Consider the following 11747-nt stretch of genomic DNA (forward strand, 5'->3'; position numbering starts at 1 on the left):
GCTGCCTCCTTTCTTGCTCTGGATGTCTCGCTCTGGGTATGCTGCACTGGTTCAAACAGCACAAGACCCAGACAGCACAAAACCCCCTTCAGCCAAGCTCCAGAACGGCCGGATTGAGCAGCCGTTGCAAAGCAGCCAGGAGGGGGAGATTGCGAGTGCGACCTCTGAAACTTAAGCCATACGAGCTTGCGGATCTGCGCCCCAGGTCGGAGCGGGAGAGGTCATCGGGCGACCAGGACGCATGGGCTGCTGGAGCGGGATGTCCGCAGGCGGGTTGAGCTGGGTGCTGACCTGGACGCAGTTGGGCGTAAACAGGAAAATGCTCTCGCCGATTCGCTCCTGGTGGCCGTCGATCGCATAGGTGCCGCCCGCCAAAAAATCGACCGCTCGCTGTGCCTGATCGGGGTCCATGATGGTCAGGTTTAGCACGACGGACTTGCGCTCCCGCAGGGCGCGAATTGCCTGGGGCATTTCTTCAAAGGTGCGGGGTTCCATGACCACGACTTCAGACATGCCGTTTACACCGGGCATTCCAATCACGTTGCTCATACCGGAGCCAACATCAGTGGTCATCAGCGGGCGATCGCGCATCCGGCGACGGCGCGGTTCTTCTTCGACGAGCGGCTGGACGTTTTCTTCTTGATAGAGATTCTGATATTCCTGTCCGTCCATTTCGTCGTACTCATATTCATAGTCGGCCGGATCATTCAGGCCCACAAAGTCACGCAGCTTAGAAAAAATGCTCACAGGTCACGCTCCATCACATAACGTTAATTGGGTTAATTTTTGACAATCCCATCTGACAATCAAAATCTGACAATCAAATCTGACAAATCCGACAAATCTGACAATCATGCCAGGGCAAACTCTAACATCGAGTGGAGATTTCAAATCGAGACTTCACACACTCAGGCGAGAGTGCCCTATTAACCCGACCGCGATAAGGCTTAAGCATAAATTAATAATCTAAGCGCTTACCCAACGGGCTTGAAATTCCGCTCAAGTTACTTGTTTTGAGTTATCAGTATATAACAGATTTAGAAAATCAATCCCCAATTCGGAATTGATTCAAAAAAATTGCCAATGGCACAAGGCGCGATCGCCCTCACAGTTTATCTAACCAATCCAGAATTCTCAAGTCACGGCAGCCTGGTTTAATTTGGCATTTGATCTTATCCCCAGGTTGCACCGATCAGGTTTGTTAATCAATCGAGCAGCCTAGCCGATCTAACCATCCTAGAATGCTGCGATCGCCCGCTTGAACGTCGGTCTTTAAACTCAGCAGCGATCGCCCAAGCGGTAATTCAGCCTGAATTCCAGACTAAGATCAATGCACTTGGGCCAGGTTTGATCAGGAAAACCTATTAATGGCGATCGCGCTTTCCAGTCTGCTGATCAATTCTCTGCAAGATTGGCAGCCATCCTAGAAGCAGATGAGACGATTTCCCTATCAGAATTGGCTACGGATCAAGCCCGCTCCACTCAGCGATTTTTCCCGATCGGATCGTAGAAAGCAAGGGTTTACAAAGCCTGCTCACAAAATATCGGGATGCCGAATCGCAAAACCCCACTGCCATAGCTGGAGTGGGGCCTTTGAGCAGCGGCCGCTGCGGACGAACCCAATGATGAATCAGTCATGAATCAGCCGTTGCACCTCCAATCCTCGCTGGTATGGCGGAGGACTGTTTTAGCTAGAAGGTTTAACCAGAAGGTTTAACGAGAAGACGGAGGACTGTTTTAGCCAGAAATTTAGCCAGAAACAGAGTTGGCCCAGTCCTTAGCCCAGTGCAAGTTTTGCTGCACACGCTCTGGGGTGGCGGCTTCCGAATAGAGGCGTAATACAGGTTCTGTGCCGCTAAAGCGGATCAGCAGCCAGCTTTGATCTGCCAGACGAAACTTGTAGCCGTCGATATCCAGGATGCTCAGCACCGACTGTCCAGCGATCGCCTGGGGGGGCTGGGTCTTGAGCTGGTTCAACAAGCGCGATCGCACGTCCATGCTAGCCAAGGGCAGGTCGATGCGGTCGTAAGCAGAGGTAAAGCCCGTTTTGGCTTGCAGCGCGGCGTATTGGTCGCTCAGATCCATGCCGCTGTCTACGACGGCTTCCAGCACATACAGGGCCGACAGCAGCGCGTCGCGCTCGGGAATGTGGTTGCCGTAGCCGATGCCGCCGGATTCTTCGCCACCCAGAAAAACCTGACTTTCCAACATGCGGTCGGCGATGTATTTATAGCCAATCGCAGTTTCATAGACGGGCAGGTTGTGCAGCTTGGCAACCAGGGGCATCAGATCCGAGCCGCTGATGGTTTTGACGATTTCACCTGTGAAGCCGCGATGGGTAGCGAGATGTTGAATCAGCACCGGAATCAGCACTTGAGAACTCAGGAAATTGCCTGCGCCATCGACGGCGGCAATGCGATCGCTATCTCCGTCAAACACCAGCCCCACCACTAGCTCATCGGGCGATCGCCGCTCATAGGTCCGGATCTGGTGGAGCAGGTCGGGCAAGTAGCGGGGCAGGGGTTCTGGTGCGCCGCCGCCAAACAGTGGATCCGCGCTGCCGTTTAGCTCATGAATGGGCGTGCCCAAAAGCTGCTCTAGCCCGCCCGACGCTGCGCCGTGCATCACATCGGCAAACACGGTGAGCTTGCCTGTGGCGATCGCCTGCCGCAGCTTTTCCACATCGACTTTGGCCCGCAGCCCTTCGCAATAGCTCGTCCAGGGATTAAAGGTTTGCAGCGTCCCCGGCTGCTCTACGGAGGGAAGTTCCTGTCCCAGCAGCGTCTCAATCTTTGCCGTCACCTCCGGCGGAATCGACCCGCCAAAGCCTGCCTTCACCTTCAGTCCCGAATAGGCCGCAGGATTATGACTGGCAGTAATCACCACGGCCCCCAGGGCGTTTTGCTGCTTTGCCGCCCAGCTAAAGGCCGGCGTTGGCGCAAAGGATTCCGACAGTAATACGTCATAGCCCGCTTTTTGTAGCGCCTCTGCCGCCACCTGAGCAAACTCCGGCGACAAAAAGCGGCGATCGTAGCCCACAATCACCAGGCGATTTTGGGTTTGTTCACCATACGTCTGCTCTAGGGCGATCGCCGCCCGTGGCGCAACCTGCATCACCCGCTCAAAGGTAAAGTCTGCTGCGATCATGCCGCGCCAGCCGTCCGTCCCAAAGGAAATGGGCCGCTGGACGAACGCAGAGGGAGAAAGTTGACCTGCCATAGGATGTCTGGGAATTGGGGGACTGCAAGGAACAGGAAAAACTGAGCGCATTGAGCCAATCTGCACGCTGCCGTTCCAGCAGCACATTGCAAACTGCCACTCAGAGCAATTCTATGCAGGAAATCCCGCATCCGCCAGACCAGTCTCCAGCATTCACGCCAATTTTACGAAGATTTTCAGAGCAATTTTACCCAATCTCGCCAGTGAGCAATCCTTAACGAGCGATCCTTCATGAGCGATCCTTTTTTGAATTCGCCTGAGCTGCCCAAGCCACCCCATGAATGAAACTGAATGAAACTGCTAAAAGCCCCGCAATCCAAAATCGCCAATCCAAAATCCAAAATCCAAAATCAACATGCCTTCCCCAATCAGGGCAATAGCCCCGTCCACACTGCCTGGGTTGGGGGCTGAAATCCAGGTCGGTTCAGGAGCGGAGCTATTGCGGTTTGGGGGCTTGAGTATTGTTTCAGCCCTTGCCCCAGAAATTACGCAAACCCAACCCAAAAACTACACAAAGTGATAAGGCGGCAGCGCCTCACTCAGCGCCATGTGCCAGCCAGGACAGCGCGATCGCCACTCTTCCAGTTGCGCCCGCAGCGCAGGCTCCGCCTCTCGACTGACCAACAGGTGCAGCCGCTCTACGCCATCGCGGGGTGCGTCGATCTGGAGCGCGGGATAGGCCTGGGCGATCGCCCCTTTAATTGCTTCCAGTTCTGCTTGCTGCTGCTGCTGGCGATCAAGCTGCTGCTGAAATTGCTGTTTTTTTGCTAGAAAATAGTCGCGTCCGGTTCCAGCAGTCGCCAGCGGGCTTGGGGCAGAAGATTCGGGCGATCGCGGCGATAGTTTTAACGTATATTCGGCCTGCCCCACCAGCCGCGTCAGGGTTGCCTGGTAGCCAGCCGCATTAACGTGCAGATGCTCCAGCAGCTTTTCCTGCGACACAAACTGCGTGCCAAACCGCAGCGGCAGCACAGGAACCTGCTCAAACACCTCGCGAATCACCTGGTCATGGTGCAAGACTGCCCGCATCAGCCGCTCATCGCTTTGCTCCAGCATGGCCAAGTCCAGCCCCGGCTCCACGACCGCGCCCACCCCAAGTTCATACAGCAGCATCAACTCGCCGCTAATGCCCGCCGGTAGCACAATCGACTCGGTTGACTGAAGGACAAACGCATAGGTGTACATCAAAACCTTATTGCCCCAATGGAGAGACGCTGCTTAATACTCCATTAATACTCCATTCTATAAGGGCTGGGACGGATGCCATTCCATTAGTTTTCGTGAACGCAACTTGCAAACGGCAAGCGGCGTTGATGGCGTTAATATTGTGGGTGAGCATTCTCATCAAGAGCCACCTAGCAAGCGTTACCGAGCATCACAATGACGACCCGCTCAATGAAGCCGATTGCGAAAGAGGAAGTTCTGGCTCAGTTGAAAGCGCTCAAGCCCGAACTCGCTCAACGCTATGGGGTAGGTCAGATTGGGGTCTTTGGCTCTGTCGCCAGAAATGAAGCCCATGAGGAAAGCGATATTGATGTCGTGGTGCAAATGCTGCCCGATATTCTGAAACGCGCCAGCCTAAAGGCAGAGTTGGAAGAAAAATTTGGCAGAGATGTAGACGTGATTCGCTATTGGCACGGCATGAATCAATTCCTCAAAGCCAGGATCGATCAAGAGGCGGTGTATGCGTGATCGATCGATACTCTTGGAGCTATTTCTTGAAATTGAAGAAGCAATCAGAAGAATCGAGCGGCGCTTTATAGGAATCGATTCTCCGGGAGACTTTTTGCGCGATGATTTCTCACAGACAAGGCCCACCAGAAATCATCCAACTGCGTAAATCCTGCCGGAATCAGTTTTGCAAGGGGTTGCCCCAGATTCGGGCTAGATCAGGACAAGCGCCCTACACGTTTGCCTCTTCCTTGACCAGCTTGTCCCAGCCCAGATCCTTCAGCGAGGTGTTTCGGCGCAGCGGGCGGGTCGCCAGTTCCAGGATGTCGCGGGCGTTGGCAAAGCCGTGAATCTGGGCAAAGGTGAACTCCACCGACCACTTAGTATTAATGCCCCGCGCCTCTAGCGGGTTGGCGTGGGCCATGCCCGTGATGACCAGATCAGGATTCAGGTCATAAATCCGCTGAATCTGGTTATAGTTGTCGGGCTTTTCCACGATGCGGGGCAGCGGCACGCCCATTTCGGCACAGGTCTTCTCTAGCAGCGCCAGTTCCGCCGCCTGGTAGCGCTTGTCCATATAGGGAATGCCGATTTCGGGGACGGTCATGCCGCAGCGAATCAGGAAGCGGGCCAGGGAAATTTCCAGCAGGTTATCCCCCATGAAAAAGACCGACTTGCCGCGTAGCAGAGAAACGTAATCCTCCAGCCCTTCCCAGATTTTGGCTTCGCGCTCTTCCAGTCCCTTCGGCTCAATGCCAAACACAGAGCAAATTTTCTCCACCCAGGCGCGGGTGCCGTCTGGGCCGATGGGGAAGGGTGCGCCGATCAGCTTGCACTTGCGGCGGCGCATCAGCGTGGTGGCGGTGCGCGACAGGAACGGATTCACGCCGCAGACGTAGTAGCCCTCCTCGATCACGGGCAGTTCTGTAAACCGCTTAGCGGGCAGCCAGCCAGAGACTTTGATGCCCTGTTTCTTGAGTTCCAGCGTTAGTTGCGTTACCACCGGGTCGGGCAGGGAGCCAAACAGCACCAGCGGTGGATGATCCACATATTCCGACTCTTCCGCCTTCACGTCTTCCTGTTTGCGGCCAAAGTTCAACAATCGCTGCACGGCGTTGCGCTCGGCCTTTTCCGATTCCAGCACGGGCGCTTTGTCGGGGCAGCGGGCGCCATTGCCGCCAGCACGGTGTCTTCGCCTTGGGTAAAGGCATAGTCCAGTCCGTTGGCGCGGGCCACGACAATGGGAATGCCGATCTCTGCCTCCAGCTTGGGCGCGAGGCCTTCCAAATCCATTTTGATGATTTCGGTGGTGCAGGTGCCGATCCACACGATGACAGACGGATTGCGATCGCGCTTAATCTGTTCACACAGCCGCTTTAGCTCTTCGTAATCGTTTAGCTGGGCAGAAATATCGCCCTCTTCCAGTTCTGCCATTGCATAGCGCGGCTCGGCAAAAATCATCACGCCCATCGCGTTTTGCAAGAAATAGCCGCAGGTCTTGGTGCCGATGACCAGAAAGAAGCTGTCCTCAATTTTTTGATAGAGCCACGCGACGCAGCTAATTGGGCAAAAGGTATGATAATTGCCCGTTTCGCAGTCAAAGTTCAGCGCTTGGGGTTGAGTATCGGCGAGGGTCATGGCGAGTATTGGGGGGTTGGGATGTTGAAGAGAGAAGAGAAGAATTAGGGATTGGGGGCTGGCGTAACGTGACGTAAACTAGCCATCACTCTAGGCACTCCGTTAATCCCGCTCTCCCACGCCCGTACAGGCTTCGTCAATTTTGGAAGACAGGCGGACAGCGGGAACCGTGCTGGCGGGCTTGGTTTCGGGCAGGTCGAGGGGCGTTTCGGAGGCGAGGGTGCGGCTGGGGAGCATTTTGGGAGCGTCGTCGTCCAGTTCGTCGAGTTCGTCGTCGGGGTTGAAATTCAGCCCTAGCGCCAGGATGATGCGGTCGGGGTCGTTGCTGAGGTCTACAATCAGCGGCAGCAGGCTCGTCAACTGTGGCTCTAGGGTCGAGAGCGTTCCCAAAATGAATCCAGAGGAGGGTCGCCGCTGTCCGGCACAGTCTACCCAAACGCCCAGCCGCGCGATCCACTCTCGATTTTCGCGATAGTAGGTGAGCCAGGCGATTTTCAGGGACTTGCGGAGGTATTGAACGTTCATTAGGGGTCAGGGTTCGGGAGTCAGGGTTCAGGGATTCAAACTACAGAGTTTAGAGTATCGGGTGGCGATCGCCCCTTCTGTCATCTTCCGCAAAGCTAAAGAATTGCGGGCTTTTCCCTGACCTCTGACCCCCACTCCTGACCTCTCGATCCGTCACTAGACCATCATCAAGTCCAGTTCCTCTTCGGCCCGCTTCGGCGCTTCTTTAGGATTCAAGTAGAAATCAGACAGCAGGCTAAACAGGTCGCGGTCGGGTGCGTCGCTGGGCACAACCCCTTCGGGACGAGCCAAAATTTGGTCGGCAATATTGAGGTAATAGTCGCAGACGTAGTTCAGCGAGGGGTCTTTTTCCGCCATCTCGAACAGCGTTTTGCCTTTGACGCGAGACACACGGATGTCTTCGATCAGCGGCAACACCTCCAGGACGGGCATGGGCACGGCTTCGATGTACTTATCAATCAGGTCGCGCTTGGCGGTGCGGTTGCCGATCAGACCAGCGAGGCGCAGCGGGTGGGTACGGGCTTTTTCGCGGACGGAGGCGGCGATGCGGTTGGCGGCAAACAGCGCGTCGAAGCCGTTGTCGGTGACGATCATGCAATAGTCGGCGTAGTTCAGCGGGGCAGCAAACCCGCCACACACCACGTCCCCCAACACGTCGAATAAGATCACATCGTACTCATCAAAGGCATTTAGCTCCTTGAGCAGCTTCACAGTTTCGCCGACAACGTAGCCACCGCAGCCCGCCCCTGCTGGCGGCCCGCCTGCCTCTACGCAGTCCACGCCGCCGTAGCCCTTGTAGATCACGTCTTCGGGCCACACATCTTCGTAGTGATAGTCCTTTTCTTGCAGCGTGTCGATGATGGTGGGAATGAGGAAACCCGTGAGGGTAAAGGTGCTGTCGTGCTTGGGGTCGCAGCCGATTTGCAGCACCTTTTTGCCGCGACGGGCAAGGGCAACTGAGATATTGCAACTGGTGGTGGACTTACCAATGCCACCTTTTCCATAGACCGCAAGTTTCACGGGCAAGCTCCTGGTGAAGGGATGAAAACTGGAGAGAGGAGAGAAGTAGCGGCGGCAATCGCGGCTACTGTGTGAATTATGAAGAGCCAGATGCCCAAAGGAAAGGGTCTGACAAATCAGTTCACGTCTCTAAACGGTTCTAAACAGTCTAAAAAGCATCTTGTATTTTCTTTCAGAGCTAGACTGCCTTTGAAGTCTTCAAAAACCTTCTCAAAGACTTTTGAAAACTCTTTTCTATATAAAGGAGAACAAAATACAAAAAGTGTCTGAACCGCTGGACGGGATTGCTTTTGGCGATCGCCCGCCTTCTCCAATCCTCCCAGTCGCCCACCAGAACCGCACCCTGTCGCAGCCTCAGGGCGATCGCCCCCTCTCAGCCCCTTGCCCCCATTGGCGCAGATTCCTCCGAAAATAGAGGAAGCCGCTGGATTGATAATTATCGTGAATTTTTTGGAAAACCCCGCCCTGCCGCTGGCGATCGCCGCCCTGCTAGACTTTTTGATTGGCGACCCGTGGAACTGGCTGCATCCAGTGCAGTTGATGGGCTGGGCCATCGGTCGCTATAGCCGCTGGGTGCAGGACGGGCTGCATCTGACGACGGAGCCAGAATCCGTGCAGCAACGGGTGGCATGGCAGCGGGCGGCGGGGGTGTTGCTGGCGATCGCCCTCGTGTTGGGCAGCGGCGGGGTCGGCTGGCTGGTCGTTCACCTCAGCCGCACGGTTCACCCATTCCTGGGACTGGCGATCGAATCGATCCTGCTGGCCAGTTGCTTTGCCGGACGCAGCCTGCGCGATGCGGCGGCAGACGTGCTGCGTCCCCTAGCAGCGGGCCACTTACCCGAAGCGCGATCGCACCTCAGCCGCTACGTAGGGCGCGATACAGAAAGCCTGCCAGAATCCGAAATTCTCCGCGCCGTGCTGGAAACCGTGACCGAAAACGCCACCGACGGCGTAACGGCTCCGCTGTTTTGGGCGATCGCCGGATCGGTTACCCCGCTCGGCCCCGTGCCGCTAGCCCTGGGCTACAAAGCCGCCAGCACCCTCGACTCGATGGTGGGCTATAGAGCCGCACCCTACACATACTTGGGCTGGGCCAGCGCTCGCCTGGATGACCTGCTGACCTGGCTACCCTGTCGCCTCACGGTAGTGACAATTGCGCTGCTCTCTGGCAGACCCCGCCATGTGCTAGAGCGCTGTCGCCGCGATGCCCCCCAGGACCCCAGCCCCAACGCCGGATGGAGCGAATGCGCCTATGCCGTTGCGCTGGATGTGCAAGTCGGCGGACAAAACACCTATCGCGGCAACGTCACCCACAAGCCGCTGTTGGCAGATCCCGTGCGTCCCATCACGCCTGAACGCATCCAGCAAGCCCTGAGCCTGACTCGCCGCATTTTCTTACTCTGGCTTGCCGGGGCGATCGCCCTCCACTCCCTATCCGGCTTACGCCCGCTGCTATCCTGAAGAGCAGACCGCTAACAGAACGCAGGAATCAAACGCAGGACATTTCGGCATGGCAGAGCAATTGCAGAACTATATCAATGGACAGTGGTGCGCGTCGGCGGCGACCGACTATTTAGATGTGGTGAATCCTGCCACCTGTGAGGTGCTGGCGAAAGTACCGCTATCGCCCGCCCATGAGGTGGATGACGCGGCTCAGGCAGCAGCAGCAGCGTTTCAAACCTGGCGGCGCGTGCCAGCGGGCGATCGCATTCAGTATTTGTTCAAGCTCAAGGGCCTGCTCGAAGAGAACCTGGATGACCTGTCGCGGACGATTACGCTAGAGTGCGGCAAGATCTATGCCGAAGCCAGAGCCGAGATGCAGCGGGCGATTGAAAACGTCGAAGTGGCCTGCGGCATTCCCATGCTGATGCAGGGCGATGTGTCGGAAGACATTGCGCGCGGCATTGATGAATTCATGATTCGCCAGCCGCTGGGCGTGTGTGCGGCGATTGCCCCGTTTAACTTTCCTGGCATGATTCCCTTTTGGTTTCTGCCCTATGCGATCGCCTGCGGCAATACCTACATCCTGAAGCCGTCGGAAAAAGTGCCCCTGACGCTGCAAAAGGTGATGCGGCTGATCGAGCAAACGGGCCTACCGCCCGGCGTGGTGAATCTGGTCAATGGCGCAAAAGAAGCCGTCGATGCAATTCTGGACCATCCCGCGATTCGCGGCATTAGCTTCGTTGGCTCGTCGCCCGTGGCGAAATACGTCTACAGTCGGGCGGCGGCGAACGGCAAGCGGGTGCAGTGTCAGGGCGGCGCAAAGAACCCGATCATCGTGCTGCCGGATGCCGATCTAGATTCCACCATTCGGATCGCCGCAGACAGCGCCTTTGGCTGTGCCGGACAGCGCTGCCTGGCCGCGTCGCTGATGGTGACGGTGGGGCGGGCGCGGGAACCCTTCACCGAGGCAATGGCAGAAGCGGCCAAGTCTCGCGTGGTGGGCTTTGGGCTAGATCAGGGCGTGCAGATGGGCCCGGTGATTAATCTACAAAGCCGCGATCGCATTTCTGACCTGATCCAGCAGGGCATCGACGAAGGCGCAACGCCGCTGATCGACGGGCGCAATCCCAAAATTTCCGGCTACGAATCCGGCAGTTTCGTCCGCCCCACGCTGCTGCAAGACGTGCGCCCCGACAGCCGCATCGCCCAGACGGAGATTTTTGGCCCGGTGCTGGGGCTATTGCATGTAGAGACGATTGATGAGGCGATCGCCCTGGTTAACAGCGGCCACTGGGGCAACATGGCGTGCCTGTTCACCAGCAGCGGCGCGGCCGCCCGCAAGTTTCGCTACGAAGCCGAAGCGGGCAACATTGGCATCAATATCGGCGTGGCCGCACCGATGGCCTTTTTCCCCTTCAGCGGCTGGAAGGAGAGCTTCTTTGGCGATTTGCACGGCCAGGGCAAGCACGCGGTCGAGTTTTTTACCCAGACCAAGGTCGTCGTCGAGCGCTGGTTTCAGGACTGGACGCGCCAGTTCTAGCCATCCTGCAAAAGTCGTCAGGTTCTTTTTCTTATCTTTGTCCTGAAGACTTTCTGCATATTCTGGAAATGCTTGCGGTCTGAACTTTACAAGGGGGGCGATCGCCCTAGAAAATCGGTGAAAAGGGTCAGATTTTGTCGTGGATTTCGTGTAAAAACCTGAATACTTTGGGTATCTCTTTGATGTGCAGATCGACGTAAATCACCCAAACGTAGCTAAATCACTTGGATTTAACGATTTAACAGGGCTGCCTGAGCCAAAATTGCAAACTCCATGTTTGCAGGTTTGATCCGCATACGTCCCGCCTATTTCCCCCATACGTCCCGTCTTGACCCCAATTTTGTTATTTTCACGCTTTTTTGAGGTTTGACTGAATGAAGCTTTCACTCACCCCCGGTATTGCGAACGCTATTGCGAAATTTTTGACCTCGACTGCCCTGACGCTGGCATTCATAGCCCTCGCTCCGTTGGCGGCTCTGGCAGAAATGGCCACGCTGACCGCCAGCCCCGGCAGCCGCATCAACGTGCGCGATTTGCCCTCGACCACGGCCCCCATCCGGCATTACGGACTTCCGGGCGATCGCGTCGAAATCATCACCTCCGTCAACTCCAGTTCTGACGGCCGCCTCTGGTATCAGGTGCTATTCCCCCGAACCGGGGCGCGGGGCTGGGTGCGCGGTGATCTGGTTCG

At 56.4% G+C, this 11747-nt stretch carries 9 protein-coding genes and 1 pseudogene; 4 read left to right on the plus strand and 6 right to left on the minus strand.

Annotated elements, in window-relative coordinates:
* Positions 1 to 171 precede the first annotated feature (171 nt).
* From IGS51_RS03205 to IGS51_RS03215, 3 genes are all read right to left on the minus strand, one after another.
* Complete coding sequence (locus IGS51_RS03205; protein ID WP_172353618.1) at positions 172 to 747, minus strand: cell division protein SepF; 576 nt, start codon at positions 745 to 747, stop codon at positions 172 to 174.
* 1002 nt (positions 748 to 1749) lie between these two features.
* Complete coding sequence (locus IGS51_RS03210; RefSeq protein WP_297075820.1) at positions 1750 to 3219, minus strand: phosphoglucomutase/phosphomannomutase family protein; 1470 nt, start codon at positions 3217 to 3219, stop codon at positions 1750 to 1752.
* Positions 3220 to 3726: 507 nt separating this feature from the next.
* Positions 3727 to 4404: a GvpL/GvpF family gas vesicle protein gene (locus IGS51_RS03215; protein ID WP_297075822.1), complete on the minus strand. Its 678-nt coding sequence runs from the start codon at positions 4402 to 4404 to the stop codon at positions 3727 to 3729.
* 195 nt (positions 4405 to 4599) lie between these two features.
* Between IGS51_RS03215 and IGS51_RS03220 the strand changes: the two genes are divergently transcribed.
* A complete protein-coding gene (locus IGS51_RS03220; protein ID WP_172353615.1) occupies positions 4600 to 4911 on the plus strand; it encodes a nucleotidyltransferase family protein in 312 nt (103 codons plus the stop codon).
* 211 nt (positions 4912 to 5122) lie between these two features.
* Here the strand turns inward: IGS51_RS03220 and IGS51_RS03225 are convergent.
* From IGS51_RS03225 to bchL, 3 genes and pseudogenes are all read right to left on the minus strand, one after another.
* Positions 5123 to 6528, minus strand: a pseudogene (locus IGS51_RS03225) (ferredoxin:protochlorophyllide reductase (ATP-dependent) subunit N).
* 102 nt (positions 6529 to 6630) lie between these two features.
* Positions 6631 to 7053 carry a DUF5331 domain-containing protein gene (locus IGS51_RS03230; protein WP_297075825.1) on the minus strand — a complete coding sequence of 141 codons (423 nt, stop codon included), beginning with the start codon at positions 7051 to 7053 and terminating at the stop codon, positions 6631 to 6633.
* A gap of 156 nt (positions 7054 to 7209) precedes the next feature.
* Complete coding sequence (bchL, locus tag IGS51_RS03235) at positions 7210 to 8073, minus strand: ferredoxin:protochlorophyllide reductase (ATP-dependent) iron-sulfur ATP-binding protein (protein WP_172353611.1); 864 nt, start codon at positions 8071 to 8073, stop codon at positions 7210 to 7212.
* A gap of 441 nt (positions 8074 to 8514) precedes the next feature.
* On the opposite strand from bchL, the gene cbiB reads away from it, so the two are divergent.
* From cbiB to IGS51_RS03250, 3 genes are all read left to right on the plus strand, one after another.
* Positions 8515 to 9534 carry an adenosylcobinamide-phosphate synthase CbiB gene (gene cbiB, locus IGS51_RS03240; protein ID WP_367279242.1) on the plus strand — a complete coding sequence of 340 codons (1020 nt, stop codon included), beginning with the start codon at positions 8515 to 8517 and terminating at the stop codon, positions 9532 to 9534.
* A 49-nt stretch (positions 9535 to 9583) separates the two neighbouring features.
* On the plus strand, positions 9584 to 11056 hold the full coding sequence (locus IGS51_RS03245; RefSeq protein ID WP_297075829.1) for a CoA-acylating methylmalonate-semialdehyde dehydrogenase: 1473 nt from the start codon (positions 9584 to 9586) through the stop codon (positions 11054 to 11056).
* Between the two features lie 374 nt (positions 11057 to 11430).
* Positions 11431 to 11747, plus strand: a 317-nt coding sequence (locus tag IGS51_RS03250; RefSeq protein ID WP_297075832.1) for an SH3 domain-containing protein, incomplete at its 3' end; no start/stop codon positions are given.

The organism is Thermoleptolyngbya sp. M55_K2018_002, assembly GCF_015295965.1.
Lineage (GTDB): Bacteria > Cyanobacteriota > Cyanobacteriia > Elainellales > Elainellaceae > Thermoleptolyngbya > Thermoleptolyngbya sichuanensis.